Source organism: Methanoregula sp. (assembly GCF_023227875.1).
In the GTDB taxonomy this organism is placed as follows: domain Archaea; phylum Halobacteriota; class Methanomicrobia; order Methanomicrobiales; family Methanospirillaceae; genus Methanoregula.
In genome coordinates, this window is sequence record NZ_JALOCH010000005.1 from 35907 (window position 1) to 62014 (window position 26108).

Consider the following 26108-nt stretch of genomic DNA (forward strand, 5'->3'; position numbering starts at 1 on the left):
ATTGGCCTAACAATGGCAGCGGAACCGTTCCCGGACCATATCCGGGATCTCTGATACGCGTGATGCAACCGGGACGCCGTGCTTTTTGAGCCGGGCGATCTTTGACCGGGCATCGCCCTCGCCACCTTCAACGATTGCGCCGGCATGGCCCATCCGCTTGTCGGGAGGAGCCGATACACCGGCAATGTAGGAGACGATCGGGAGGTCCGTGGACTTTGCCCCTTCCTCTTCAAGGTTACCGCCGACTTCACCGATCAGCACGACTGCTTTTGTCTGGGGATCGTTTTCGAACCGCTCCAGCACATCCACAAACGTCTGGCCGATCACCGGGTCGCCACCGATACCGACAACCGTGCTCTGGCCGATACCGGCCCGGGTGAGCTCGTCCACGACTTCATAGGTCAGAGTGCCGCTGCGGGAGATGACACCCACATTCCCGTGAGAGAATAATCCGGCCGGCATGATGCCCATCTTTACTTCCCCGGGAGAGAGCAGCCCCGGGCAATTGGGGCCGATCACGCTCGCACCTTCCATACGGGCGTACGCGATCGCCTTCATGGTGTCCTGCACGGGAATATGCTCGGTGATGCAGACAATGGTCCGGATGCCGGCATTTGCCTCCTCCATAATCGCGTCGGCTGCTGCGCCGGCCGGGACGAAGATGACGGCAGCACCGATGTCATGCTCCTTCATCGCATCCTTCACGGTGTTGAACACCGGCACACCATGCACCTGCTGGCCGCCCTTACCGGGTGTCACGCCGGCAACAACGCCCCTGCCTCCGACCTGCTGTGCATAGGCATTCATCAGGCCGATATGGAACTCGCCCTGTTTGCCGGTGGCTCCCTGCACGAGTACCCCGGTCTTTTTGTCCCCGTAGATCATGCGGTCACCTGCACAGCCTTCTTCACAACAAGATCCATCGTATCCAACATCTCGTAACCCTTCTCGGAAAGGAGTTTCCTGCCCTCTGCCTCGTTCGTGCCGGCGAGCCGGACGATCACTTTCTGGGAGATGCCCGCTGCAATGATGCCCTTTGCAACCTCATCGCACTTCGTGATCCCGCCCAGCAGGTTCACGACAATGACTTTGACGGACGGGACACTTGCCACGAGCCGGACCGCGTTCATCACGCGTTCGCTCTCGGCACCGCCTCCGACATCAAGGAAGTTCGCCGCCTTCCCGCCATAGAACTCGATGAGGTCGAGCGTTGCCATCGTGAGCCCGGCGCCGTTGCCGATCACGCCGATGGCGCCGTCCAGTTCAACATAGGAGAAGCCGTGCTTCTCGGCCTCCCGCTCCCGTTCGGAGAGGTCGCGGTTCATGGCGATCCCCTGACGCCCGAGGGCATTGTCGTCCACGATGATCTTCGCATCCGCAGCAAAGACCCCGTTAGGCGTAGTGACGAGCGGGTTGATCTCGGCAAGAAGAGCATCCTTCTCGATGAATATTTTGTAGAGTTTGTTGATGACCGGGCCGATCTCCTTTGGCGCTTTCCCGATCAGTTCCCGGATCAAGAACGGCGGGAGGTCCTTCATCAGGGGGTTTGCAACAACCTTTTTGATCAGTTCCGGGTGCTCCCGGGCAGTGATCTCGATCTCCACCCCACCGGCTTCGGTGAAGAGGATGAGCGGCTGTTTGCTCGACCGGTCGACCGTGATCGAGAGATAATACTCGTGCTGTATGTCGAGTTTCTGCTCGGCAAGGACTTCCTTTACCGGCAGGCCCTTGATCTGCTTTCCGAAGAGCTCTTTTGCGACCTTTGTCCCGTCGGATTTGCCGGCCATCAGGATGCCGCCGGCCTTTCCCCTGCCGCCGACATCCACTTGTGCCTTGAGGACGAATGCCGCACCCAGTGCGCCGAGATGGGGGGTGAGTTCGTCAGCCGATCTGATCAGGAATCCCGCCGGGACAGGGATCCCGGCCTCCCATAATACGTTTTTTGCCTCGTATTCGCGTAGTTTCATGGTTGCTTCCCCAGCTGCAGGCCGAGCTGCATGGCTTTCAGGTTGAGCTCTTCGGTCCCCTTGGGCACGGAGTCGAGGATCGCCTTCTCCAGGGCTTCTTCGCTCACGACATGCGTTGCAGCCACGAGCGCCCCGAGCATCACGATGTTTGCCACGATGTCTTTCTTAAGCGTCTGCTTGGCTTCCTGTGTCGCCGGGATCTCGATGCACCGGCATTTCGGGCGGGAGTGGACGAGTGAGGAGTCAACGAGCATCAACGCGGGGTCTTCTGCGCCTGCGCCGTACTTCTCGAACCCTTCCTGCGACATGATGATGTAGATATCCGGGTGGGCAACTTTCGGGTAGAGGATCTCCGCATCGTCAATGACTACCTGGCTCATCGAAGCCCCGCCCCGGGCCTCGGGACCGTACACCTGCGTCTGGACCGCGTACTTGTTGTCGTACATCACGGCAGCCCGGCCGAGGATGACTGCGGAGAGGATGATCCCCTGTCCGCCAAACCCGGAAAACCTGACCTCGCTTCTCATGGCTTCACCCCCATTGCCGGCCTGTTTCTGCGGGTGAGTTCCCCGACAACGAACATGTCTTCAGGGATGTGCTCGCCGTTCTCCAGCATGCGATCACGTTTTGCCCGGAGCAGGGAGTGGACTTTTAAGTACTCGACATGGTCGGCCACCAGCCGGAACTTGTTCCTGCGCCCGAACGCCGTGGGGCACTGGACGAGTGCCTCGATGAAGGAGAAGCCGGGGGTCTCGAGCCCGACCTTAACCGCCTTCTCGAGTTCCTTCACGTGGTACGAAGTCCAGCGGGCAACGTAGTTTGCACCGGCAGCGGTTGCGAGCTGGCAGAGGTCGAAGGGTATCTCGGCACACCCGTACGGGGTTGTGGACGAGAGGCACCCCTTGGGGGTTGTCGGGCTCCCCTGCCCTCCGGTCATGCCATAGATCTGGTTGTTCATGCAGACCACGGTGAGATCAATGTTCCGGCGGCATGCATGGATGAAGTGGTTGCCACCGATCGCCGCAAGGTCGCCGTCGCCCGTGAACACGACCACGTGCAGGTCCGGGTTTGCCATCTTGACACCGGTGGCAAACGCGAGCGCCCGTCCGTGGGTGGTGTGGAGCGAGTCGGTGAGGATGTATCCCGGGGCACGCGATGAGCAGCCGATGCCGGAGACAAAGACTGTCTCCTCCTTCGTCCATCCCATAGAATCGACCGCGGCGAGCGTGCAGTTGATGATCGTCCCGTTCCCGCAGCCAGCACAGTAGATGTGGGGGAGCCGGTCCTGCCGGAACCAGTCCTCGTAACTCATTGCTTCGCCTCCAGTGCTTCGACAAGTTCGGCTGGCGTGTGGAGCTCCCCGCCCAGCTTGGGGATACTCTTTACCGGCACCTTCACGTGCCGCTCGATCTCGCGGGCGATCTGCCCGAGATTCATTTCGGGAACAAGGAAACGCCGTGCATTCCTGAACTCCGCAAGTGCCTTCTCCGGGAACGGCCAGACGGTACGGATCCGCAGGAACCCGACATCGTTATTCGGACGGTCGTGGAGCACCTGCTGCACGGTCCTGACCGGGCCACCGTATGCAACAAAGACCTGCTCGGCGCCCGGGTTGATGATATCGTAATCCGCCATCTCGTACCGGGCATTCTCGATCTTGTCCACGAGCCGCTTCACAAGGGCCATGTGCAGGCCCGGGTTCGTTGCAGCCGGGTATCCCCGCTCATCGTGAGTAAGGCCGGTCACGTGGACGTGCTGGCCTGTACCGAACTGCGGGAAACCGGGGACCAGATCGGGGTCCGTTGCCCTGAAGGGAGGGGTGCCGGGCACGAACGGCTTTCGCGATACCCGCTCGACCGTATCGGGGATGATGATCTTCTCCCGCATGTGCCCCACGGTCTCATCAGCCATCAGGAAGACCGGCACGCGGTACTTGTCAGCGAGATTGAATGCCTTCGCGGTCAGTTCGTACATCTCCTGCACGCTCGCAGGGCAGAGGGCGATGATCGCGTAATCACCATGCGAGCCGAACCGGACCTGCATCATGTCGCCCTGCGCCGACATCGTCGGCTGGCCGGTGGAGGGACCGCCCCGCTGGACATTAACGACCACGCAGGGCGTCTCGGTCATTGCAGCAAACCCGATGTTCTCCATCATGAGCGAGAAGCCGGGCCCGCTCGTCGCGGTCATCGCCCGTGAACCGGCCCACGATGCGCCGATGATGGATGCCATCGAGGCGATCTCGTCCTCCATCTGGATGAAGACACCGCCTTTCTTCGGCAGTTTTGCTGCCATGAACTCGGCAACCTCGGTCGAGGGGGTGATCGGGTAGCCCCCGAAAAAATTACAGCCGGCTGCTAGCGCCCCCTCGGCACAGGCCGTGTTTCCCTGCCAGAATTCAGTCCGTGTCAATATTCAATCGCCACCTTGTGGGGTTCGTACGGCTCTTCCTCGGTCCAGTGGATCGCCTGGTCGGGGCAGGTGAGCTGGCAGACACCGCAGAGCTGCCGGCCGTAGAGGTTCCGGAGCCGGCAGTTGGTACAGCGCTCGGGACGGTCAAGTTCCGGGACGACTATGCCCCGGCGGTTGGGCCGCTTGCCTTCCCTGAATATCTTATAAGGGCAGACCTTTGTACAGAGGTTGCATCCCTTGCACCGGGTCTCGTCGATGGCGAGTTTCATGAACTGGCAGTCCTGTCGTAGTACTTATACGGTAACTGTTACAAAAAACCTCTTCTATTGTGCTGAGGGTTATCAGCAGCGAAGGTCGGCTTCGCCTCCCTTCTCGTCCTCAAGGTCCTTCCGACCTTTCGGAACCCGAAGCTGGAGAATGTCGAAAGTCATCAGACTGGAGACTGGAGAAGACCGTCAGGTCTTCGACCGAACGCTTCAGCGTTCTTCGACTTGCGGGTCACCAGAATGTCGCTTCAGTGTTCTGCCTTGCACAATTCGGGAGAATATATCCTGAATACATCTTCCGCATTTTTCCGGGCCGCGTCAAAGATATCGTTCCCGTGAGCATCGATCCCGACTACGAGGGGGAGGCGGTCGAGTTCGATCGCCCATACCGCCTCTGCCATCCCGAGGTCCTGATAAAAGACTCCTTTGAGGGTCATGTGAGATGAGGCCAGTGCAGCACACCCTCCCGTGAACGCGAGGTACACTCCCTTGTTCCGGAGCTGCTCCCGCACGGTTGCCCCCATCCCGCCTTTCCCGATGATGCCCCGGACCCCCTTCTCGATCAAAAACCCGGAGATCTCGTTCATCCGGGCGGAGGTGGTGGGGCCGGCGGCAATGACCTTGTTGTCCCGGATGACCGGGCCGCAGTGGTAGATCACGGCCCCTTTCGGATCGAACGGAATGCCGGATTCTTTCATCCGGAGGTGGGCCTCATCCCGTGCCGTGTAGACCATGCCCGAAAGCTCGACATGGTCCCCGGCATGAAGGGAGAGGACTTCGTCCCCCAGCGGGGTTTTAAGCTGGATGACGTTTCCGGTCATCGCTTAACCTCAACGGTCGCATGCCGGTTCGCCCAGCACTGGATGTTCACGGCCACGGGCAGCGATGCCGTGTGGCAGCCGGCCGTCTTCACTTTTACCGCAAGGGCAGTGAAATCCCCGCCCAGTCCCATTGCCCCGATCCCGAGCTTGTTCACGGCGTAGAGGAGCTGCTGCTCGTACTCCGTCATCGTGTCAACCGGTTCGAGCAGGGCTTCCTTTGCGAGTGCCGCTGCGCCATCGAACGTCCCGCCGATCCCGACCCCGATGATGATCGGGGGGCAGGGGCGTGACCCTGCGAGATACACCGTCTCGACCACGAACTTCCCGATCTGGTCTTTCTGGGAGGGGAGGAGCATCGCGATCCGCGACATGTTCTCGGCCCCGGCGCCCTTGGGGAGCACCGTGACCGTGAATTTTTTCCCGGGCTTCACGTGGATGGCCGGCATCCCGGCGCCGGTATTGTCGTTCGTGTTGTGCCGGGTGAGCGGGTCAACGACATTCGGCCGGAGCGGGACTTCCTTTGTTGCCCTGCGGACACCTTCCGCAACCGCGTCGTACAATTCCGGAGTGAGGGGGATGTCGGGGGGAACCGTGAGGTAGATGACCGGGACGCCGGTGTCCTGGCACATCGGCACGCCCAGTTCCCCGGCAGTCCTGATGTTTTTCAGGATATTGGCAAACTCGCCACGGGCCACCGGGTCCGTCTCGGCAAGGGCGGCGTTCCCGATCACCTTCAGCACGTCGAGCGGGAGGCGGATGGCCGCTTCGCGGTACGCCTGGAAGGTGGCATCGGACAGCGCCCTAAAGATGAGATCGGGTTCCGGGATCTGCATTTAATTATACTGGGGGGCAGGGGGTAATATACGTGTGCGATATGCATGCCATCCGATACCGAATGAGCGGTCGTGTCGGGATAACCCGGAATATTTCCTCAGCAGAAAGGGATATACAATTTCGCAGATATGGATGTAATATGCCGGGCAGAATTCGGGTACTCTATGTCGATGACGAGCCCGGACTCCTTGAAGTAGCCCGGATATTCCTTGAGCAGACAGCTGAATTCAGCGTCGGGATCTCGACATCGGCCCAGGAAGCGCTCAGCAACCCCTCGATCCGGTCCTACGATGCGATCGTATCCGACTACCAGATGCCGGACATGAACGGGATCGAATTTTTAAAGGTGGTCCGGGAACGGTTCGGCAACATCCCCTTCATCCTTTTCACCGGGAAAGGCCGCGAAGAGGTCGTGATCGATGCAATCAACAACGGGGCCGATTTCTATCTCCAGAAAGGCGGGGATCCCCGGTCCCAGTTTGCCGAACTCGAACACAAGATCCGGCAGGCTGTTGCACAGAAGAAAGGCCAGGACGAATTAAAATCTGCGTACGAACAGATTATCGCTTCAGAAGAGGAACTGCGGCAGCAGTACGAGGAGATCGCGGTTGCCCAGCAGAAACTCCTGGAAACCCAGCAGCAGCTGACCGAGATCGCGGGCACCATCCCGGGCGTTATGTTCCAGTATTATGCCCGTCCCGATGGCAGCTGGGGATTTTACTACGTGAGCACCCGTTCGCAGGAAGTGTTTGGCATCAGCCATGAGGCGGATCGGTTCTTCGACCGGTTCTCTGCGCATGCCGACCCGCGCGACCGCGATGCGATCATGGACTCGATCAAAAAAGCGGTGTCGTCGGCATCGCAATGGGACATCGAGGGCCGGTTCATCAAGCCCTCCGGGGAAACGATCTGGTTCCAGGGACTGGCCCGGCCGGTGAAGAAAGGTCCCGAGCTCATCTATAACGGCGTCCTGCTGGATATCACCGGCCGGAAGAAGGCCGAAGAAGAGCTCCGTGAAAGCGAGAGAAAACTGCGGGAAGCGCAGGAGATGGCGCACCTGGGATTCTGGTCCTGGGACACAAAAACGGGACACGTGGAATGGTCTGACGAAGTTTTCAGGATCTTCGGTATCGATCCGGGCGAGTTCGTCCCGCAGATCGATTCCATCCTTGAACTATCACCCTGGCCTGATGATCACCAGCGCGACAAGGAACTGATCGAGAAGGCGATCAAGTCCCGTGAGCCGGGTATGTATGAACAGCGGTTCCTCCGGCCGGATAAGAGCACCGGTTATTATTACTCAACATTCCAGGGCAGGTACGATCAATCCGGCAATCTTACCTCTATCATCGGGACTGTGCTGGATATTACCGGCCGGAAAAAAGCTGAAGAGGCGCTGCTGGAGAGCGAGAAGCGCCTCCGGCTCTTTATCCAGCAGGCACCCGCCGCCCTTGCGATGTTCGATACGGAGATGCGCTATATCGCAGCAAGCCGCCGGTGGATCACAGACTACCATCTCGGCGATGAGGAGATCATCGGCCGTTCCCACTACGAGATCTTCCCGAAGATCCCTGAAGGACTGAAGGCGGTACACCGCTGGGGTCTTGCCGGTGAGGTCGTCTCTTCCGATGACGACAGATTTGTACGGGAAGACGGATCTGTCCTGTGGCTTGCATGGGAAGTCCGCCCGTGGTACACGACCGGCACTGTTGTCGGTGGCATCATCATCTTTTCCGAAGATATCACCAAACGCAAGAAAGCCGAGGCGGCACTGAGAGAGAGCGAGGGGAAGTACCGGAGCCTTGTCGAGAAGGCAAACGAGGCCATTACGATCATCCAGGACCTGCGCATGGTCTATGCCAACCCCCGTATGATCGATCTCGTCGGGATCGCAGCGATCGACCTTCTTGGCATGGAATTCTGGGAGACGGTCTGGCCCGAGGACCGGGAGATGCTGAAGACACACTACCAGCAGCGGTGTGATGGGGAAGATGTCCCGGACAACTTCGATTTCAGGATGATCGGCCCGGGAGGGAGCCCGCGCTGGATTTACATCTCGATCGCGATGATCCAGTGGCATAGCAGGCCTGCAACCCTCAACCTGATGACCGACATCACGGAACGGAAACTCGCGGAAGCGGCACTCCGGGAAGCCAGCCGGAAACTCGGTCTCTTAAACAGCATTACCCGGCACGATATCGTGAACCAGCTGACCACGCTCCAGGGCTTCACCCAGATCGCAGTGAGGAAAGAGCGCGACCCGGTCGTTGCCGGGTACCTCGCAAAGATCGAGGCCAGCTCCAGTACGATCCACCGCCAGATCGAGTTCATGAAGACCTACCAGGAGCTGGGAGTCCATACCCCCGGCTGGTTCCGACTTGACGAGCTGGTGGCAAAGGCGGGGAGGAAGGAGGTCATGTGCTCCGCTGCCTGTGCGAATGCCGAGATCTTTGCCGACCCGATGCTCGAGAAGGTCTTCTTCAACCTGTTCGAGAACGCGATGCAGCACGGGGGAAACGTGACGGAGATCCGTGTCGGAGGCGAAGAGGTCACCGGCGGGCTCGATATCATCGTGGAAGATAACGGGACCGGGATCCAGGCCGGTGAAAAAGAGAAGATCTTCGAGAAAGGATTCGGGAAAAATACCGGGCTTGGCCTCTTCCTCGCAAAGGAGATCCTCGCGATCACCGGGATTACGATCCGGGAGAACGGTGTACCGGGGAAAGGTGCGAGGTTCGAGATCACGGTGCCGAAAGGAAAGTACCGGATGATCTGGAAGTGACGGGACGATTTTTTACGGGGGATAAACCGGGGATGTTGTAACCGGTTGCCGGAAAAATTTTTTCCGATATTTTTCCAAACAATTTTTTAAATTTATTTTTGATAATTTTTTTTCAAATCCATTTTAGAATTTTGATTGTGGATTCAATTACAAAAAATCCGGTCTCCACTCTCCTGATTACCTGTCCAGTCGTAAGGATCACTCCCGGATCCGATCCGGCCCACCCCACCCACAATCCAAAACACGTTTTACCTGCCGATCGCCCGCCCAAATGTGGCTAAATATGACCTCTCCCTCACCGGTGTGAAAACTGCTAAAACCCGGGGAAATATGCCCTCATTTTACCGAATTATGACCTCTGGATCCGGGAAAATGGGTAAACGGACCCCGCACAGGGCCCGGATTCCCCTGTCCCTAAAATCAGGTCATTCTCCGACGGTGATCGGGGTATCGGGATCTTCCCCGGGAGACGAGACCGGATCAGCGGTGTCCTCTGACACAGTACCCTTCCTGACTGACAATCTGCCGGTATTCTGTAATCCTGACACAGTTTGTAAAATGGATATCCCGGAATTTTTTCCGGAATTCTTCCGGTAAAAATATCCAGCGGAAAAAATTTTTAAAAAAATTTTCACGCTCACCTCATCGCATACTCACAACCCGGCAAATTTCGTCCCGCCAGCAGCTGCCCTGTTCAGGGTTAAGGAAAAACACAGGAGTTATTCGTCTTCATCCTTTTCACCTGGTTTTCGTTTCATCAGGTACCACACTCCTGCTGCCCCGGCGACAATTGCAATGATCACAATCGCGAGAAATACCGGAACGAATGAGAGCCCAATCGTCCGCGGGCCCGCCTCCATTTCCCCCTTTGGAGCGGGTAATAATGTATCGGACATCTTGACCTCGACGCGGATGGTCGGTGTAATCTCGTACCGGGAGGGAGGGGAAAGATTTGCGATATCGGCGCCGGTCACGTTGAGCTCCGGGCTGGTGACGATCGGCCAGGCCTGCCGGTTATCATCAGGAACTGCAGCGCTGGTTATCGGCATTATCATGTACATCATCGCCAGCGATACAAGAATGAATGAAACTGCTGCATCGGTTCTCATGCGGACCACGTCCCGTAATAACAAGCTGGTACCCGTCTGTCCAAGAGGTTTGTGGTCGGAAAAAGCAGATGTGGCAGGCCGGAACTGTTCAACACACGAGACCCGTTATCATACTCATGATCTGCCGGGTGGTTTTCGGGTCAATGATCAATAACAGGCACGAGCCCGGCGCCATTCATCCCGCCAGCACCTTCCCGTCCCGGCCCAGCTCGACAAGCCCGTCCGCGATGATCCGGAAGAACCGCAGGGTGCCGTGCTTGGAGCAGAGCCAGAGCTCGCGTGAGATTGCCGTGTCATGCGTGATCAAACGGAGCTTCTGGATATCTTCGCTGAATTCCGCGGCAATCTCCGCAAGCGACACAAGGATCCGCCGTGCATATTTCACGCAGATGAATGCAACCGGCACCGTGGAGACGATCGTGAAATCGTACAGCCTCTCCGGGCCGTTCTCTGCCATCTGGACCTTCTCCCGTATCTCTGCAACGGGTATTGATGCCCTGTATGCCCGGCGCGATTTTGGTCCGCGGCTCATGATACCATCCCGGCCCGGATTTTTTTTGCCATTCGCCTGGTGTAATCTTCTTGAGACATTTGTGATTATTTTGATTTAAAGAAATTATATAAATAATAATAGGATGATGGAGGTTCGGGGAATTGCAGACCCTTTGGTCACCAGTGAAAAAATCCTTCAAACAATCGCGACAGAAAAAAACTAAAAAAATGTGAAAAATATTACTTCTTGCCGCCCTTTGCGTGGGCTCCGCCTTTCTTGTCGTCGGCCTTGGCCGGTGCTGCATCCTTGCCACCCTTTGCGTGGATTGCGCCGCTGCCCTTGACTGCCTCTGCGCCCTTTGCGGGCTCGGCTGCGGCCGCTGCTGCCTCTTCCGTAACAACCGGTGCTGCAACGACCTTCTCACCAACGAGCTTCGGTGCCGCAACGATCTTGCCGCTGACCTTGATCGTGCTGACTTTCAGGTGCGCGGGAGTCGGGAGCTTGTGAGCGCTGTGCCGGAGTGCGTCCTTGATCTTCTCTAAGTACTGGGGGGTTGAGTAGACGGTCAGGATCTTCTGGCCCGGGTCGACCCGTGCTGCCGTGCCGACTGCCTTGCCGAACGCAAGGCGCATGCCTTCCGAGACACGGTCCGCACCGGCACCGGTTGCCTGCTTATTCTCGCGCAGGACGTGGTGGGGATAGACGCGTACCTTGAAGTGGAAGTTGGACCTGCCGACATCCTTCATCAACCGGCGGTTGGCGGTGATACGGGCTGCCTCGAGTGCGCTGTGCCGGATCTGGCATGCCTCCTCAACGATAAGGTCGACTTCAGTCGGGAATTCCTGCGAGAGGTTGCCCATCTCGTACTGTACGATCTTGCTCCCCGGAACACCGCCCATATATTTCCGCCGTGTATAGGCCTTCTTGGAAATGTTCCTGTACATCTTTGCCGGTTTTCTAACCATCGCGTCCTACTCCTGTGGTAAATTGTTAAAAGCGGGCAGAAATATCGGAAAAAGACTCCGATACTCATACCGGTACGCTTCACAAACTGCTTTAATAAAATGGCTATGGCGCGTATTAAACCTTACTGGATAGCAGTGTGCTGGTTGATAAGGTCCAGCACATCGCGCCGGAGCCGGGCGAATTCCACGTTCGTCCGTTCGCGGGGCCGCGGGAGATCGATCTCGAAGATCCGGCTGATCCGGCCCGGGCGGGGCGTCATCACAATGATCCGGTCCGCGAGGAAGACCGCCTCGTCCACGCTGTGGGTGATGAAGATCACCGTCTTTTTGGTCTTCTCCCAGATCTCGAGCAGCTCCTGCTGGAGCATGTTGCGCGTCTGGGCGTCGAGCGCCCCGAACGGCTCGTCCATTAAGAGGAGGACCGGGTCGAGCGCGAGCGCCCGGGCAACCGCGACCCGCTGCCGCATCCCACCCGAGAGCTCCGAGGGATAACTGTCCCGGAACGGGGAGAGGTTGACGAGGTCGAGGTACTGTCCGGCAACCCGGTAGCGTTCCTCCTTTGCCACCCCTTTCATCTCAAGCCCGAAGGCGATGTTGTCGATGACCGTGCGCCACGGGAAGAGGGAGTATTCCTGGAAGACCATGCCCACCTTCGGGCTGGGGCCTTTCATCTCCTCGCCATCGAGGATGATCGAGCCTGACGCCGCAGTGTCCAGGCCCGCGATCATGCGCAGCAGCGTGGTCTTGCCGCACCCGGACGAGCCGAGGATGCAGACAAACTCCTTGTCCTGCACTGCGAGGCTGAGGTGCTCGAGGACAACGAGCCGCGAGCCATCGTCCCGCGCAAACGACTGGTTCAGGTCCCGTATCTCAAGGTCTCCCATCTCACGCCACCTCCCCGGTCCGCCACTTCAGGAAATGCCGGTCGATATAATACCGGAATACCATGTCGAACGCCAGGCCGATCATGCCAAGCAGGATCATGTACACGACAACGCTGTCCATCTGGTGGAGGGAATAGAAGAACCAGAGTTTCTGGCCGAGACCGTAGTTCGAGACCCCGAAGAGTTCGGCAGCAACAAGGCACATCCAGCCCACGCCCGTCGCGATCCGGATCCCTGCGGCGACCGAAGGGAGGGCGGCAGGGAACGCGATGTACCGGATCAGGTCGCGGTCCTTTGTGCACCCCAGCATCTTCCCGGCTTCGACAAATATCCGGGGCACGCCGCGGAAGCCGCTGTACGTGTTGATGATGATTGGAAAGACCGACCCGACAAAGATGATGAACCCCGCAGAGAAAGAGGTCAGCCCGAACCAGATGATCGCAAACGGGATCCAGGCAAGGGGCGGGATCGGGCGGAGGAGTTCGATGAGAGGGTCGATGAAGGACTCGAACCGGCGGTTCCAGCCCATGATGATCCCGAACGGGATGCCGACAAGGAGCGCCAGGCCAAGGCCGATGGCAAAGTGGACCAGGCTTGCCTGGATGTCAAGAAAGATATCACCCGTCTGGAGCAGGCTGATAAACGCAGAGAGAACATCCGTTGGGGCGGGGAGGATGAAGGGATACCGTATAATCACTGCCGCAATGAATTGCCAGATGACGATTGCCAGCAGGACCGCAAGCACGCCGAGCCGCCAGTCTTTGCCATTCGTGTCTGCATGTCTGCCCATGGATTCTGGTTCCCGAGGTTTGTTCCAACCGGATTTCCCATCGTAGTTACGGTGCCGGTTGGCGCTCTGAATAGTACTTTATAGTAAAGAACGTCAAGGGAAAAAAAAGGTTGGTCGGGATACCTCAGCTCTTCGTGTAGAACGTGAGATCAAAGATCTCGTCCCTGGTGAGAGGTTTCTTGATGTACCCGAGTTCGTACTGGATCTTCGCGTAATCGAGGACCGGTTCGACAATGATGTTCGGGTCCGATGCCCAGTTGCCGTCCCATTCCGCGAGCGATGATTTGACATCCTCGAGCTTGGCGCCGGTCTTGGTCGAGTAGATCACGGCTGCCTCGTCAATGTTCTGCTGGTTCCAGAGAACTGCCCGGTCATTGGTCTTGATGATCTGCCGGACGATCTCCGGGTGTTCGCGGATCAGCTTGCCGCTGACAACAAGGACGCAGCAGGTGTGGTTCGGGTACATCTCGCCGGAGTGGACCACGACCTTGCCCTTGCCCTGGTTTACGACCGTGCTCGGCGAGGGAGTCGGCAGGAAGATCGCATCGACCTTGCCGGCAGTGATGGCCGTGACGGCGTCGCCCGGGCCCATGCCCTTGATGAAGACATCCTTGTCCGGGGTGAGATTGTTCTTGTTAAGCCAGTCACGCAGGACGGTGTCCTGGATGCTCCCGACCTGGAACGTAGCGATGGTCAGTCCCTTGAGGCTCTCCGGGCCTTTATAATCGATGTCATTCCGTACGACAAGATCAGAGCCCTGTGTGTTGACACCGGCAACGATCTTGGCGTCAAGCCCTTGGGAGAGCGCGGTCAGGACCGGGGCTGCTCCAACGTAGGCAACATCGATTTCGCCGGCAAGCATAGCCGCCATCTCGGGCGGACCGCTCGGAAAGACCTTGTCAGAGATGTTTACAACGCCAAGAGGAGCGAGGTCCTCCTTGAACCAGCCTTTCTCCAGGGCAGTAATTGCCGCCATCTGGTGGGTGCTGGGCTGGTACCCGATACGGAGCTCCTTGACAGGAGCAGCGGTGGAGGGCGTTGTTGCAGTACCTGACGACTGGGTGCAGCCGGCAGTGATCAGGAGAAGGGCAATCGCGACGAGCGCAATTGCCATGATCTTCATCGGTTTCATGCGGAAGTGTTGTTTCGGGATTATTAAATATTACATTATCCGGGCAAAAAATCTCTTATTTTGTCCATTTTTTATAAAAAAAAATTACAATTGGACACATATTTTATCATTACTGTCCACATTCCGCCGGATTCCCGCAGCGATTTTGAGGACAAAAAGGAAAATTTTTTCTTTAATTAGCCTGTTTGTACCTGTTATATGGTACAGGTGGACCCCATCGACCGGCTCATGCGCGCTGCACTTATCTCGGATGAGGAGTTCGTCGCTACCCTGAATGACCTGCTCCGTCACGACCTGCGGATCAGTGTGCGGGAATTATCGGAAAAGAGCGGGATCGCCCAGAGCTCGCTCTATAAGATCATGCACGGGAAACGGTCACCCAACCTCTCGACCCTCCGCTCGATCATCCGTGCCCTGCGCCAGTTCTATCATGTGGGTGCGGAAGACTTCATCGGGCTCATTGCTGCACGCCCGGTACTGGAGAGCGTGGAGGAGCGGGTGGCGGATATCGACGGCCATCGCATGCGGGTGCGGGAATATCCCGTTCACACGATGGAAGATGCGATCGTCGCCGCGGTACGGGCGGAACGGGAAGGTGCTATTGCGATTGTCTGTGCCCCGATCGTGTCCAGCGTCATCGATCAGCTCGTCCATATCCCGGTGGCAACGATCATCCCGCGTGAATCGGTACAGCGGGCGATCGAACTTGCGGCGCGTAAGGCGTGGCTTTAATCCCATGACCGCCAATTTATTAGCAGGTGACAGGATGCGAAAGGACGTTGTACGGCAGGGGCGTCTTTCCGGCACACGGTCAGCGGCAATCACCCGGTACCTCTCTTCAATGGAAGCGGACCGGTCCATTGCCCGCGCTGACCTGCTCGTCGATATTGCCCATGTGCTGATGCTGGATACGCAGAAGATCAATAAACGGGCCGTGACAAAACCGATTGTTGCGACACTGCTCGGATACTATGACGACGGGATCCCGGACGAAATCTTTGACGAACAGTATGAGGACGTTCACGCCGGGATCGAATCGCTCCTGATCGAATCAATCGGTGCGGAAGCCGGCGGCAGGATGCATGTCGGCCGGTCACGGAACGATGAGGTGGCAACCTGCATCCGGATCCGGATCCGTGAGGACCTGCTTGCCCAGATGGCAGCACTCCTGAAAGTCCGGGCCACCCTGCTCGCAATTGCCGACAAGCACATCGAAAGCGCCATGCCCGGGTTCACGCATCTCCAGCATGCCCAGCCGACCACGCTCGCCCACCATCTCCTGGCCTACGAGCAGGCATTCTCCCGGGACTTCGACCGGCTCCAGTCCGCCTATACGCGGGTCAACCTCTCACCCCTCGGCGCTGCTGCATTTGCCTCAACAGGATACCCCATCGACCGGAATCTTACAGCGCATCTCCTCGGGTTTGACGGCCTTGTAACCAACACGATGGACGCGGTCGCCACCCGGGACTTCGCGCTCGAAACCCTTGCAGACTTAAGCATCATGATGGCGAACACGAGCCGGCTCTGCGAGGAACTGGTCCTCTGGAGTTCGGCCTTTGTCCGGTTCGTGACGCTTGACGATGCAGTCTGCTCCACGTCATCCATCATGCCCCAGAAGAAGAACCCCGATGTTGCCGAGCTCATGCGGGCAAAGTCCGGCGCGGTCTTCGGGGCGTTTGGCGGTGCGTTTGTAACGGTCAAGGGTCTCCCGATGAGTTACAACCGCGACCTGCAGGACCTCACCCCCCACCTCTGGCGCGGGGTGCAGGATGCCCATGAGAGTATCGTGATCCTCGCGGAGATGCTTGACGGGGCCACGTTCGATACGGAACGGATGGCAGAAGAGGCCGGGAAGGGTAACTCTACGGCAACCGAACTGGCAGATTCGCTGGTCCGGACCTACGGGCTCCCCTTCCGGACCGCCCACAATATTGTCGGGAGGGCAGTACAGAAAGGCAACCTCTCCCTTGCCACGCTGGAAGCGGCGGCGCAGGAAGTGGACACTAAGATATCCTTAAAGAAACTGGGCCTGACCAACGATGAGATCGACCGGATGCTCGATGTGCAGTATTCGCTCTCGCTCCGCACGGCACCGGGCGGACCGGCACCGGCGGCAACGAAGAAGTCCATCGCCCAGCGGAAGAAACAACTCAACGCAGATAGCGCCGGCACCAAAAAGATACAGGCCGCCCTTAACCTCGCAGAAAAGATCCTCATCACTTCAGCACGGAGGCTGGTAGCATAACAACTGAGTTCGTTTCAGGAGACTTCGTCCGGTGTGAATACGGAGGGAAGCAGTTGAAGGGCATATACATTACCGAACGCGATGGCATGGCCGTTGTCAAGCTCGGTTCCGGCTATAACATCGGTGTGCCTCCCAAGGTCTGCACGTTCGTTGAACGGCCGGCCCCTGCGGCGGTAAAGCCGGTTGACGTGAAACAGGACAGCAGCCTTCCCAATCTATCTATTGTCTCCACGGGAGGGACGATCGCAAGCCGGATCGATTACCGGACCGGTTCCGTGACGAGCCAGTTCAATGCGAGCGACATCCTCGTTGCCATCCCCGAGCTCGCGGAGATCGCGAACTACCGTACGATCCCTCTTGCCACCATCCTCTCGGAGAACATGACCCCCGCGATCTGGCAGGAGCTTGCACGTGCGATCCATGAGGAGATCAAAGGAGGGGCGAAGGGGATCATCGTCACGCACGGGACCGACACGATGGCCTACAGCGCGGCGGCGATCAGTTTCATGATCGATACACCGGTGCCGATCGTCTTTGTCGGGTCCCAGCGGTCTGCCGACCGGCCTTCGAGCGACAATGCGATGAATGCGGTCTGTGCGGCAGCGGCGGCAACGAGCGATCTCGGTGAGGTCGCGGTTGTCATGCACGCTTCGACAAACGATGACCACTGCACCATCCACCGTGGCACCCGGGTGCGCAAGATGCATACGTCACGCCGCGATGCGTTCCGGAGCCTGGGTATCCCGCCGATCGGGAAGGTGGAATATCCTTCCCGCACCGTGACACTCGCACCGGATACAGTGCGACGCGGGACACATAAACTGGCGCTCCATGACAAGCTCGAACCCCACTGTGCCCTCGTGCAGTTCTTCCCGGGGATGTCTCCGGACATTCTCAGGGCATTCGAAGGGTACAAGGGTATCGTGATATCCGGTACCGGCCTCGGGCATACCAGCACAACACTCATCCCGCAGCTGAGGCACCTCACCGGAGCGAGCACCGTAGTGGTAATGACCTCGCAGTGCATGAACGGCAGGGTCTGCGACCGGGTGTACGATACCGGGCGCGACCTGCTTGATGCCGGGGTCATCGAAGGCGGCGACATGCTGCCGGAGGCTGCACTGGTCAAGATGATGTGGGTACTCGGCAATGAGAAAGACGGAGAGAAAGCGAAAGCCCTGATGCAGGCGGACCTCAAAGGCGAGTGCAACCGGAGGAGCGCCCATGGATTATAAGAAGGCCGGTCTTGTTGCCGGGATCGAGATCCACCAGCAGCTGGACACCGCGGAAAAACTCTTCTGCCACTGCCCGACTGCCCTCCGCGAGACGGCCGAGCATGCGGGAGAGTTCTCCCGGTTCCTGCGGGCAACGGTCAGCGAAATGGGGGAGATAGACCGGGCAGCAAAGGAAGAGATGAAACGCGACCGCCGGTTCCAGTATTATACGTACGACACGACCTGCCTTGTCGAGGACGACGAAGAACCCCCGGCACCGATGAATGACGAGGCGCTCTCGGTCTGCCTTACGATCGGGAAGATGTTTTCCATGACACCGGTCCCGCAGGTGCACACGATGCGCAAGCTCGTGATCGACGGCTCGAACACCAGCGGGTTCCAGCGCACGGCCCTTGTCGCACTGAACGGGACTCTTCCAAACGGGGGAGAGATCGAGACGATCTGCCTTGAGGAGGAGGCGGCGCAACGGGTGAAAGATGAGGTCTTCAGCCTCGACCGCCTCGGCATCCCCCTCATCGAGATCACGACATCCCCGTGCATGCACACTCCCGAAGAGGTGCAGAAGATGGCGGAGTACATCGGCATGGTGCTCCGCTCCACGGGCAAGGTGAAACGCGGGATCGGGACGATCCGGCAGGACGTCAACATCTCGATCGCACAGGGTGCCCGCGTGGAGGTCAAGGGCGTGCAGGAACTGGACCTGATCGCCGAAGTTGTCCGGCGCGAGGTGCAGCGGCAGCAGAACCTGCTTGCGACACGGGACGAACTCAAAGGCCGGGGCGCATCCGTAGATACGGCAAGTGCCCAGGACATCACCACCCTGTTCAAGGACACCAAATCCACCGTGCTGAAGAAGGCAAAGAAGATCCACGCGATTATCCTCAAAGGTTTCGCCGGCCTTGTCGGCCGCGAGATCCAGCCGGAGCGCCGGCTTGGCAGCGAGATGTCGGACTATGCAAAGAAGTGCGGGGTCGGCGGGATCTTCCACACCGACGAACTCCCGGCATACGGGGTCACCGCAGAAGAAGTCGCATCCCTTAAGACACATATGAAGGCCGGGGAGGCAGACTGCGTGATCATCGTCGCGGGTGGAAGCGAGAAGCAGGCCGTGTGTGCGATCGGCCAGGTGGTCACCCGGGCAACGATCGCCCTTTCGGACAAACCGGTCCCCGAAGAGACGCGGAAGATGCTCGAGACCGGGAGCTCAGCCTACATGCGACCCCTGCCGGGCGCAGCCCGTATGTATCCTGAGACAGACGTCCTCCCGGTCATCATTGACGATGCACGGTGGAGGGCAGTAACCATTCCCGAACTGCTGACCGCACGCGCCGACCGGTACGCGAAAGAGTACCAGATCGACCTCCCGTATGCCATGCAGCTTGCCGGCTCGGATAAACTCCCGTTGTTCGAACGCGCGATTAAGGAGGGTATCAAACCCAAGCTCGCCGCCTTTACCATCCTGTCAACAGCAACCGAACTCAGGAGGGACGGCGTTGATGTCAGGAAAATTTCCGACGACGCGTATCTTGCCACATGGCATGCCGTAGAGAAAGGACAGACAGTAAGAGAGGCGATCCCGGAGCTCTTCCGGAGCATTGCCGCGGGCAGCACCTTTGAAGAATCCCTCAAAAATCTGGCACCCCGGGTCTCACGCGAAGAACTCGAAGCGATCGTCAGGAAGATCCTTGCGGACCGCTCCGAGTTTGTCGCACAGAAGGGCAAGGCAGCCCTCGGCCCCCTCATGGGCGTGGTCATGGCAGAAGTGCGGGGATCGGTTGACGGGAAGATGGTCAGCGAGGTCCTGAGGACCGGGATCGACAAGGCACTGGAACCTAAATAGAGGCGCGGGGTCTGCGAAATGGTGAGAGGCATCAGACCCGAACCGGGAAAAGAACCAAAGGTTCTTCAACCAGTCAGACTTCGAAGAACCCTGAACGGGTTCTTCTCCTCTTCCAGGCCTGATGGCCAGTCGGAAATCGAAGATTTTCCTGATGGAAAATCTTCTTCTCTTCCTGGTTCTACGAACCAGTCAGACCCAACATTTATCACCCGCACGGAAGAATTAGATAAGGAGTTTAACTATGGGCAAGACAGGCACAACCCTATGGGCACAGATAAAAGGCGTAAAAGGACAGATCCGGCTCGTCCCCAAGAAAGAGGGCGAGGCAAAAACACCGGGTCCGAACCAGCGCTTCAAGGCCGGCGCCAATGTAAAGCAGATCGACCAGATCGCTGAGGCGCAGGGCGGACGCGGCGGCGGAAAAAGACGTGGCGGCAGGCGCGGCGGCGACCGGTCCGGTGGATCCGGCATGAACGAGTCCACGGCAAACCCGATGATCCGCAGGCACATGAAGCGGGCAAAAGTCTCCGCGCTCGGCACAAAGGCCAAGTCTTCCCGGTAAAACATTCTATAATCAATAGGGAACCTGTCATGGGGTTCGAGGTCCCAAAACCTCTTTTTTCTCCGACTGGTTCGATGAACCAGAAGGATGAGAAGAACGCATCAGTGTTCTTCGAAGGTCGGCTGATGCCACCCTTCTCATTGTCGAGGTCCTGATGAACCTCTCCAACTTCGAACGTATCGGCCCTGCCGGTTCATTCCGTCAAGGATAACTATCTTTTATCCCCAACAACTATGGTGACTATGGATCTTCCAACGGCTCTCAAGAGTTATCAGTACGGCGAACGGGCAAAGTCCGAACTGATCATGATATCCCAGTTCTGCCTTGCAGTGAACGGGTTCCCGGAACAGGAGCGTGCCGGCGGCCGCCGCATGCTCCTCATGATGATGGAAGCGACACGGGGAGAGCTCCAGTTTGCGGCACAGAGCACGTCGCAGGCAGAATTCCAGAGGGCGATCAATGCCCTCAACGAAGCGATCTCCCTTGTCGAAGGAAACCAGCCGGAACAGGCATCATTGAGGATTGCGGCAGCGATCAGTGCATCCACCACGCCGGCACAGGAAGCATGGCAGGTACTTTCGGAACATGGACTTCTCTGATATCCTCTCATTCATCTCAGGGCGTTCTTCGGTCCGGGAATACGAGAGCGAGCCGGTCCCGCAAGAAGAGATCGATTATATCCTGGACTGCGCCAGCACAGCCCCGAGTGCCGGTAACATTGAGGCTTGGGATGTGGTCGTGGTGACCGATGAAGAGACACGTGCGGCGCTTGCGGAGGCGGCCTTCAACCAGCCGCACATTGAACAGGCACCGGTGATCCTCGCTGTCTGCTCCAACTATGTCCGCTCGATGTCCCGCTATGGCGAGCGGGGGATCCTCTATGCACTGGAAGATGCGACGATTGCCTGTACTTATATGATGCTCGCTGCCCATGCACGGAACCTGCAGAGTTGCTGGACCGGGGCATTCGATGACGATGCCGTGCGGGATGTCCTCGGCCTCCCCCAGCATATCCGACCCGTTGCGCTGCTTGCGATCGGGAAAGGCCATACCCCGGGACAGCTCACCGGACGCATGGCAGTCGGGGAACACGTGCACCGCGAAACCTGGTGAAGGAGAGAAGATGCCAGACTATGTCGTAACAATTGAATCCGCGTGGCTTATCCGCGATGTAAAATCCCTTGACGATGCGATCGGTATCGCGATCAGTGAAGCCGGGAAACGCCTGAACCCTAATGCAAAATACGTGGAAGTCGAGGCAGGATATCTGACCTGCCCGTACTGCGAAGAGACACTATCAAGTGCGATTGTCGTTGCGGATACCGCACTTGTGGGGCTTGTCCTCGAGATGAAGGTGTTCCGGGCGGAATCCGAAGAACACGCGGGCCGGATCGCCAAGTCCGTGATCGGTAAGGCGCTCCGCGACATCCCCCTCAAACTCGTGGATGTGCAGGCACAATGATCCATATCGTAGGACACACGGCTATCGACCATATCTCGAAAGTCTCCCGCCTGCCCGAGAAGAACTGCTCGACCCATATCACGGACCGCCAGGTCTACTTCGGCGGCGGAGCGGCAAATATTGCGGCAGGGATCGCAACGCTGGGTGAAGCGGTCACGCTCCACTCCTGCGTGGGCAGCGATTTTACCGGCAGCGAGTATGACCGCTGGATGACGGACCTGAAGATCCACAAGCAGTTCTTTGTGGTCCCCGAAACCCACACGCCCACCGCGTTCATGTTCACGGACGAGGCCGGCGACCAGATGACCTTCTTCGAGTGGGGAGCCTCCCGGGCGTTCAAGGACGCCGAGGCCCCGGGCCTGCCGCTCGTCCACATGGCAACCGCCGACCCCGCGTTCAACTGCCGGGTGGCGGAGAAGAGCGAGTTCATCTCCTTCGATCCCGGGCAGGACGTCTTTTTGTACAACAAGGAGCTACTGGAGTCGATCATTGCCAACACGGACATCCTGTTTGCAAACCAGCACGAGGTAAAACAGATGTGCGTCACGCTCGGGATCACCCGCGAGGCGCTCATCAGCAAGGTCAGCATGGCGATCTTCACGATGAGCGGGGACGGGAGCACGCTCTATACAAAAGGCCGCGAGCATTTCATCCCGGCTGTTCCGGTCACGCTCGCCGATCCCACCGGGGCGGGCGATGCCTACCGGGCCGGGTTCCTCTCGGCCTTTGTGCGGGGCTACACTCCCGAGACCTGCTGCCGGATCGGCACGGTCACCGCATCGTATGTCGTAGAGCATGTCGGGTGCCAGACCCATCTCCCGGACTGGAACGCGATGCTCGTCCGGTACCGGAAACAGTTTGGCGAACTTCCGTCACCACAGGATGCGTAACGTATGAGCTGGGCAGCGCTGACCTCAGGGGGAAAGGACTCGATACTCTCGTGCCAGAAAGCAATCGACAGCGGAAAGGATCTCCGCTACCTCGTCACCGCACGGCCGAAGAACCGCGACTCGTACATGTTCCACTCGGCCAACCTCGATGTGGTGCCGGTGATTGCAGAAGTCTCCGGTCGCGAGTATGTCGAGATCCTGACCGAGGGCGAGAAGGAGGCGGAGCTCGCCGACCTTGAAGCAGGGCTTGCAGCGCTCGATATCGAAGGCGTGATCGCAGGAGCGGTTGCCTCGCAGTACCAGGCCGACCGCGTGAAAGCGATCACCGACACGCTGGGCCTCGAACTCTTCACCCCGCTCTGGCACATGGACACCGAAGAACTCCTGCGGGAAGTGGCAGCGCGGATGGATGCCCGGATCATCGTCACGGCCGCCGAAGGGCTGGACGAGAGTTTCCTTGGGGCAAAAATTGACGATGAACTTATCCGCCGGCTCAAAGCCGTTGAGAAGATCCGCCGGATCAATCTTGCGGGAGAAGGCGGCGAGTACGAGAGTATTACCTTGAACGCCCCGTTCTACTCGCGCTCGATCACGTTTACCAGTTCCGAGATCCGGTCCACCACAGACCGGCACGAACTCGTTCTTGGAGGGTTTGCTTAAATGGCGCAGGGCGGCGATGTCAAACTGGGCCAGCTCAGCAAGTATATCTTCACCGCCCCGACCTGGAAACGATCCCTCATCATCCTCATCCTGCTCGGCCTTGTCATTGACGGGGCCAATGCCCGGGCCTGGCTGAGCCTGCCCTCATCGGGCATCATCGCGTTTCCCCTGCCGCCATTCCTGAGCGACGCCCTCTCCATCCCGGCAAACTTCCTCTTCTCCGGCACCATCGCGTTCACCATCCCCGCGATTGCGGCCCTTGCCCTGACGAAACCGCTCATCGAGTACACCGGCAAGACCATGACCTGGAACCGCTCGGCCCTCCTCGCCCTCGCGTGCACGGTCTTCGGGGTCATCATCACGCTCGCATCGATGCTGGTCTCGATTACGTTGATCCCGCTCTTCTACGCCATCTCGCTCGGGTTCATCTTCGGCCTCCGGCTCTTCGTGCTCGTGGCAATTGCCGATTACCGCGTGCCGCGGATGATCCTCCCGGCCCTCACCCAGAGCGGGGTCGGGATCCTGGCCGGCATGTTCCTCTTCTCGCCCTCGTTTGCGATCTTTGCGCTCGTGCTCCACATCGTCTTCGGCCTCGGGTTTGCGATCCTCATCTGGATGATCGAGCGGCCGCTGAAAAAGGCATTCAAGATCCGGGGGCTCGCGTTCATCAACGCCTTCATCGCCCACATGACCGACGGCTCGAAAGGCATGGAGGACTTCTTCCGGGAGATTGGCGAGGAAATTTTCGTCCCGCAGGTGAGTTTCTTCTTTAAGCGGTCTACAAAAAAACCCATCATCTTCACCGTCCCGAACCTGCACCCCGGTCCCATGGGCGAGATCGGGGGCGGCAACCTGCCCAAGGTGATCCATGACAGTTTCGAAGACGAGACGCTCGTTGCCCACGGTTGCGCCACACACGACTTTAACCTGGTCTCGGAATCAGAAATTTCCAAAGTCACTGATGCGCTGAAGAAGACCCGGGCGGACCTGAGCTACCTGAGCGGGGCAAGCCGGTCCGGCATTGTTGAAGTTGGCTCGGTCAAGGCCCGGTACCAGAAGTTCGGCGACTCGGTGCTGCTCGTCACGACCCGCTCCCCCGAGTGGACCGAGGACCTTGACTTCTCAATAGGCTCAACCATCATGGCAGAAGGCCACCGCTGGTTCCCGCACGTGGCCGTGGTCGACGCCCACAACTGCATGACCGATCTCTCGTCGCCCATCCACCTTGCCACGCTCACGGCGAATGAATACCAGACCGCATCGCTCGATGCCATGGAGACCTGCCGGGATCTTCCCGTGCACCCGTTCCGTGTCGGCGTTGCGCACATCACGCTGCCGTACACCCGCGAGCAGGGATTCGGCGACCTCGGGATCCAGGTGCTGCTGGTCGAGGCCGACAACCAGAAGACGGCCTACATCCTGATTGACGGCAACAATATCGCGGCCGGCGTCCGGGAAATAATTCTCGAACAGGTGCTGACGCTCGCGGATGCAGCTGAAGTGATGACCACCGATTCGCATGTCGTCAACACGATCACCGGGAAGAACCCGGTCGGCCTGAACGTGCCGGTTGCGGAATTCCTTCCCTACGTGATGCAGGCAGTCCGGAGCGCAGCCGAGGATCTCGAACCCGCCACGGTCGCAGCCGGGACCTCGCAGTGCGAACACATCGTGGTCTTCGGCTCGAACCGGATCTCCCAGCTCGCGAGCACCGTGAACGCGATGCTCGTCTTTGTTGCGCCGCTCTCGCTGGCTATGCTCCTCCTCGCGTTCCTCCTCTCCTTTGTAGCCTACGCATTCATACTGTGACCGGGAAATTTCCCGGCAACCGTTCAGTATCTTTTTTGCACAACGCCCTTCCGACCACAATGTATATTCGTAAACACGGGAGTATTCTCAATCAGGAACGGAGGATACACGAACCAGAACTACCACGACTATTCCGTATGCATGTACAGCGGTTGAACTATCGATGAGGTACAGGTGATCAGATTTCATCCGTCCATAATCCTGACAACCCGCTGGATCGGCGTTGACTTAAACACGACCGGCCATGTGGCCGTTGCCGCCGACCCGGAAAGCGGAAAAGTACTGAAACTGGGAAAGAACATCCACCATCTTCACGCGCATTCGATCAGGAACTGTACGAAATTATTCAGAGAAGGAAAACTCTGGAAACTGAAGCGGACCAAGACCCGTGAGCGGAAAGAATTCAAATCCGCCCTGCACGCGATCTGCCGGCAGATCGTATCGTTTGCAGATCAGATGGGTACCGGCATCAAATTCGAACGTCTCTTCTCGGCCCGGTATTCACGTCCCGACAATGCTTCCAACCCGTTCACGTTCTCGTTCGAGAACGGATCGTTCTTCTCCTTGCAGCGGCTCGTGGAGAAGAAGGCGCACGACCGCGGGATCGATGTGATCTACGTGGACCCGGCATACACATCGAAGCGGTGCAGCCGGTGCGGTCGCTTTGGCCGGCGCTCGCGGAAACATTTCGAGTGCCCGCACTGCGGGTACGTGGCACACGCGGATGTGAATGCAGCGTTCAACATTGCAACAACCCCGCTCAGATATTCCGTAACGGAACAACTGACCGAACTTACGGCTGAAGAGATGCGGTTTACGAAAAAGCAGCTCCGGCGCATGAACCGGGCGATGAAGGCACGGACTCCGGTACCGGCGCCCGCAATCACGAGCGGGATGGCGGACGAGAACATGCTGGCGGTGCTGATGTAATTTTTTTTTAGACCGGG

The 26108-nt window shown here is 58.5% G+C and carries 27 protein-coding genes; 13 read left to right on the plus strand and 14 right to left on the minus strand.

All coding sequences use genetic code 11. The annotated features are described in order from the left end of the window. Window positions 1–6 precede the first annotated feature (6 nt). From sucD to M0R30_RS06520, 8 genes are all read right to left on the minus strand, one after another. Entirely contained in the window at window positions 7–885 is an 879-nt protein-coding gene (gene sucD, locus M0R30_RS06485; protein WP_292544917.1) for a succinate--CoA ligase subunit alpha, read from the minus strand. Beyond that, on the minus strand, window positions 882–1967 hold the full coding sequence (locus M0R30_RS06490; protein ID WP_292544919.1) for an ATP-grasp domain-containing protein: 1086 nt from the start codon (window positions 1965–1967) through the stop codon (window positions 882–884). The genes sucD and M0R30_RS06490 overlap by 4 nt, the downstream gene beginning before the upstream one ends. After that, a complete protein-coding gene (locus M0R30_RS06495) occupies window positions 1964–2494 on the minus strand; it encodes a 2-oxoacid:ferredoxin oxidoreductase subunit gamma (RefSeq protein WP_292544922.1) in 531 nt (176 codons plus the stop codon). The genes M0R30_RS06490 and M0R30_RS06495 overlap by 4 nt, the downstream gene beginning before the upstream one ends. Next, window positions 2491–3279: a thiamine pyrophosphate-dependent enzyme gene (locus M0R30_RS06500; protein ID WP_292544925.1), complete on the minus strand. Its 789-nt coding sequence runs from the start codon at window positions 3277–3279 to the stop codon at window positions 2491–2493. The genes M0R30_RS06495 and M0R30_RS06500 overlap by 4 nt, the downstream gene beginning before the upstream one ends. Further along, window positions 3276–4379, minus strand: coding sequence for a 2-oxoacid:acceptor oxidoreductase subunit alpha (locus M0R30_RS06505; protein ID WP_292544928.1), 1104 nt, complete (start codon window positions 4377–4379; stop codon window positions 3276–3278). The genes M0R30_RS06500 and M0R30_RS06505 overlap by 4 nt, the downstream gene beginning before the upstream one ends. Next, entirely contained in the window at window positions 4376–4648 is a 273-nt protein-coding gene (locus M0R30_RS06510; protein WP_292544931.1) for a 4Fe-4S dicluster domain-containing protein, read from the minus strand. The genes M0R30_RS06505 and M0R30_RS06510 overlap by 4 nt, the downstream gene beginning before the upstream one ends. A gap of 245 nt (window positions 4649–4893) precedes the next feature. Then, window positions 4894–5466 (minus strand): FumA C-terminus/TtdB family hydratase beta subunit, encoded by a 573-nt coding sequence (locus M0R30_RS06515; RefSeq protein ID WP_292544934.1) that lies wholly within the window; start codon window positions 5464–5466, stop codon window positions 4894–4896. After that, a complete protein-coding gene (locus M0R30_RS06520) occupies window positions 5463–6299 on the minus strand; it encodes a fumarate hydratase (RefSeq protein WP_292544937.1) in 837 nt (278 codons plus the stop codon). The genes M0R30_RS06515 and M0R30_RS06520 overlap by 4 nt, the downstream gene beginning before the upstream one ends. Window positions 6300–6439: 140 nt before the next feature. Between M0R30_RS06520 and M0R30_RS06525 the strand changes: the two genes are divergently transcribed. After that, complete coding sequence (locus M0R30_RS06525) at window positions 6440–9082, plus strand: response regulator (RefSeq protein ID WP_292544940.1); 2643 nt, start codon at window positions 6440–6442, stop codon at window positions 9080–9082. Window positions 9083–9801: 719 nt separating this feature from the next. Here M0R30_RS06525 and M0R30_RS06530 read toward each other — a convergent pair. The 6 genes from M0R30_RS06530 to M0R30_RS06555 form a co-directional block, all read right to left on the minus strand. Next, the gene (locus tag M0R30_RS06530) at window positions 9802–10191 is read right to left on the minus strand and encodes a hypothetical protein (protein ID WP_292544943.1); all 390 of its coding nucleotides are present in this window, start codon (window positions 10189–10191) and stop codon (window positions 9802–9804) included. 175 nt (window positions 10192–10366) lie between these two features. Next, a complete protein-coding gene (locus tag M0R30_RS06535) occupies window positions 10367–10723 on the minus strand; it encodes a hypothetical protein (RefSeq protein WP_292544947.1) in 357 nt (118 codons plus the stop codon). Between the two features lie 200 nt (window positions 10724–10923). Next, window positions 10924–11649: a 50S ribosomal protein L16 gene (locus M0R30_RS06540; RefSeq protein ID WP_292544949.1), complete on the minus strand. Its 726-nt coding sequence runs from the start codon at window positions 11647–11649 to the stop codon at window positions 10924–10926. A 122-nt stretch (window positions 11650–11771) separates the two neighbouring features. Beyond that, window positions 11772–12533, minus strand: coding sequence for an ABC transporter ATP-binding protein (locus M0R30_RS06545; protein WP_292544951.1), 762 nt, complete (start codon window positions 12531–12533; stop codon window positions 11772–11774). Between the two features lies 1 nt (window position 12534). Beyond that, window positions 12535–13323, minus strand: a complete 789-nt coding sequence (locus M0R30_RS06550; protein WP_292544954.1) for an ABC transporter permease — start codon at window positions 13321–13323, stop codon at window positions 12535–12537. A gap of 124 nt (window positions 13324–13447) precedes the next feature. Then, complete coding sequence (locus M0R30_RS06555) at window positions 13448–14455, minus strand: ABC transporter substrate-binding protein (RefSeq protein ID WP_292544957.1); 1008 nt, start codon at window positions 14453–14455, stop codon at window positions 13448–13450. Window positions 14456–14653: 198 nt separating this feature from the next. Here M0R30_RS06555 and M0R30_RS06560 point away from each other — a divergent pair, with 198 nt between their 5' ends. From M0R30_RS06560 to M0R30_RS06615, 12 genes are all read left to right on the plus strand, one after another. Beyond that, entirely contained in the window at window positions 14654–15187 is a 534-nt protein-coding gene (locus M0R30_RS06560; protein ID WP_292544960.1) for a helix-turn-helix domain-containing protein, read from the plus strand. A 34-nt stretch (window positions 15188–15221) separates the two neighbouring features. Continuing rightward, complete coding sequence (gene argH, locus M0R30_RS06565; protein ID WP_292544963.1) at window positions 15222–16703, plus strand: argininosuccinate lyase; 1482 nt, start codon at window positions 15222–15224, stop codon at window positions 16701–16703. Continuing rightward, window positions 16700–17938: a Glu-tRNA(Gln) amidotransferase subunit GatD gene (gatD, locus tag M0R30_RS06570; protein WP_292545430.1), complete on the plus strand. Its 1239-nt coding sequence runs from the start codon at window positions 16700–16702 to the stop codon at window positions 17936–17938. Before argH ends, gatD begins: the two co-directional genes overlap by 4 nt. After that, window positions 17928–19778, plus strand: coding sequence for a Glu-tRNA(Gln) amidotransferase subunit GatE (gatE, locus tag M0R30_RS06575; RefSeq protein WP_292544966.1), 1851 nt, complete (start codon window positions 17928–17930; stop codon window positions 19776–19778). Before gatD ends, gatE begins: the two co-directional genes overlap by 11 nt. Before the next feature lie 241 nt (window positions 19779–20019). Next, window positions 20020–20340, plus strand: coding sequence for a DUF5350 domain-containing protein (locus M0R30_RS06580; protein WP_292544969.1), 321 nt, complete (start codon window positions 20020–20022; stop codon window positions 20338–20340). A 242-nt stretch (window positions 20341–20582) separates the two neighbouring features. Further along, the gene (locus tag M0R30_RS06585; RefSeq protein WP_292544971.1) at window positions 20583–20939 is read left to right on the plus strand and encodes a hypothetical protein; all 357 of its coding nucleotides are present in this window, start codon (window positions 20583–20585) and stop codon (window positions 20937–20939) included. Next, the gene (locus tag M0R30_RS06590; protein ID WP_292544974.1) at window positions 20926–21453 is read left to right on the plus strand and encodes a nitroreductase family protein; all 528 of its coding nucleotides are present in this window, start codon (window positions 20926–20928) and stop codon (window positions 21451–21453) included. Before M0R30_RS06585 ends, M0R30_RS06590 begins: the two co-directional genes overlap by 14 nt. A 10-nt stretch (window positions 21454–21463) precedes the next feature. Then, window positions 21464–21802: a DUF555 domain-containing protein gene (locus M0R30_RS06595; RefSeq protein ID WP_292544977.1), complete on the plus strand. Its 339-nt coding sequence runs from the start codon at window positions 21464–21466 to the stop codon at window positions 21800–21802. Continuing rightward, window positions 21799–22692, plus strand: a complete 894-nt coding sequence (locus tag M0R30_RS06600; RefSeq protein WP_292544981.1) for a carbohydrate kinase family protein — start codon at window positions 21799–21801, stop codon at window positions 22690–22692. Before M0R30_RS06595 ends, M0R30_RS06600 begins: the two co-directional genes overlap by 4 nt. A gap of 3 nt (window positions 22693–22695) precedes the next feature. Continuing rightward, the gene (locus tag M0R30_RS06605; protein ID WP_292544984.1) at window positions 22696–23352 is read left to right on the plus strand and encodes a diphthine--ammonia ligase; all 657 of its coding nucleotides are present in this window, start codon (window positions 22696–22698) and stop codon (window positions 23350–23352) included. Continuing rightward, window positions 23353–25161 carry a DUF2070 family protein gene (locus tag M0R30_RS06610; RefSeq protein WP_292544988.1) on the plus strand — a complete coding sequence of 603 codons (1809 nt, stop codon included), beginning with the start codon at window positions 23353–23355 and terminating at the stop codon, window positions 25159–25161. A gap of 174 nt (window positions 25162–25335) precedes the next feature. Beyond that, complete coding sequence (locus tag M0R30_RS06615; protein ID WP_292544991.1) at window positions 25336–26091, plus strand: RNA-guided endonuclease TnpB family protein; 756 nt, start codon at window positions 25336–25338, stop codon at window positions 26089–26091. The last annotated feature ends 17 nt before the right edge of the window (window positions 26092–26108 follow it).

Excerpts from the sequence above, each read along its gene's own strand:
- gatE (WP_292544966.1), top strand. The coding sequence starts at position 17,928 with ATGGATTATAAGAAGGCCGGTCTTGTTGCCGGGATCGAGATCCACCAG.
- M0R30_RS06555 (WP_292544957.1), bottom strand. The coding sequence starts at position 14,455 with ATGAAACCGATGAAGATCATGGCAATTGCGCTCGTCGCGATTGCCCTT.
- M0R30_RS06500 (WP_292544925.1), bottom strand. The coding sequence starts at position 3,279 with ATGAGTTACGAGGACTGGTTCCGGCAGGACCGGCTCCCCCACATCTAC.
- M0R30_RS06510 (WP_292544931.1), bottom strand. The coding sequence starts at position 4,648 with ATGAAACTCGCCATCGACGAGACCCGGTGCAAGGGATGCAACCTCTGT.
- M0R30_RS06515 (WP_292544934.1), bottom strand. The coding sequence starts at position 5,466 with ATGACCGGAAACGTCATCCAGCTTAAAACCCCGCTGGGGGACGAAGTC.
- M0R30_RS06580 (WP_292544969.1), top strand. The coding sequence starts at position 20,020 with ATGGGCAAGACAGGCACAACCCTATGGGCACAGATAAAAGGCGTAAAA.
- M0R30_RS06605 (WP_292544984.1), top strand. The coding sequence starts at position 22,696 with ATGAGCTGGGCAGCGCTGACCTCAGGGGGAAAGGACTCGATACTCTCG.
- M0R30_RS06550 (WP_292544954.1), bottom strand. The coding sequence starts at position 13,323 with ATGGGCAGACATGCAGACACGAATGGCAAAGACTGGCGGCTCGGCGTG.
- M0R30_RS06540 (WP_292544949.1), bottom strand. The coding sequence starts at position 11,649 with ATGGTTAGAAAACCGGCAAAGATGTACAGGAACATTTCCAAGAAGGCC.
- argH (WP_292544963.1), top strand. The coding sequence starts at position 15,222 with ATGCGAAAGGACGTTGTACGGCAGGGGCGTCTTTCCGGCACACGGTCA.
- M0R30_RS06535 (WP_292544947.1), bottom strand. The coding sequence starts at position 10,723 with ATGAGCCGCGGACCAAAATCGCGCCGGGCATACAGGGCATCAATACCC.
- M0R30_RS06490 (WP_292544919.1), bottom strand. The coding sequence starts at position 1,967 with ATGAAACTACGCGAATACGAGGCAAAAAACGTATTATGGGAGGCCGGG.
- M0R30_RS06610 (WP_292544988.1), top strand. The coding sequence starts at position 23,353 with ATGGCGCAGGGCGGCGATGTCAAACTGGGCCAGCTCAGCAAGTATATC.
- M0R30_RS06545 (WP_292544951.1), bottom strand. The coding sequence starts at position 12,533 with ATGGGAGACCTTGAGATACGGGACCTGAACCAGTCGTTTGCGCGGGAC.
- M0R30_RS06590 (WP_292544974.1), top strand. The coding sequence starts at position 20,926 with ATGGACTTCTCTGATATCCTCTCATTCATCTCAGGGCGTTCTTCGGTC.
- M0R30_RS06520 (WP_292544937.1), bottom strand. The coding sequence starts at position 6,299 with ATGCAGATCCCGGAACCCGATCTCATCTTTAGGGCGCTGTCCGATGCC.
- M0R30_RS06585 (WP_292544971.1), top strand. The coding sequence starts at position 20,583 with ATGGATCTTCCAACGGCTCTCAAGAGTTATCAGTACGGCGAACGGGCA.
- M0R30_RS06495 (WP_292544922.1), bottom strand. The coding sequence starts at position 2,494 with ATGAGAAGCGAGGTCAGGTTTTCCGGGTTTGGCGGACAGGGGATCATC.
- M0R30_RS06560 (WP_292544960.1), top strand. The coding sequence starts at position 14,654 with ATGGTACAGGTGGACCCCATCGACCGGCTCATGCGCGCTGCACTTATC.
- M0R30_RS06530 (WP_292544943.1), bottom strand. The coding sequence starts at position 10,191 with ATGAGAACCGATGCAGCAGTTTCATTCATTCTTGTATCGCTGGCGATG.
- M0R30_RS06595 (WP_292544977.1), top strand. The coding sequence starts at position 21,464 with ATGCCAGACTATGTCGTAACAATTGAATCCGCGTGGCTTATCCGCGAT.
- sucD (WP_292544917.1), bottom strand. The coding sequence starts at position 885 with ATGATCTACGGGGACAAAAAGACCGGGGTACTCGTGCAGGGAGCCACC.
- M0R30_RS06525 (WP_292544940.1), top strand. The coding sequence starts at position 6,440 with ATGCCGGGCAGAATTCGGGTACTCTATGTCGATGACGAGCCCGGACTC.
- M0R30_RS06600 (WP_292544981.1), top strand. The coding sequence starts at position 21,799 with ATGATCCATATCGTAGGACACACGGCTATCGACCATATCTCGAAAGTC.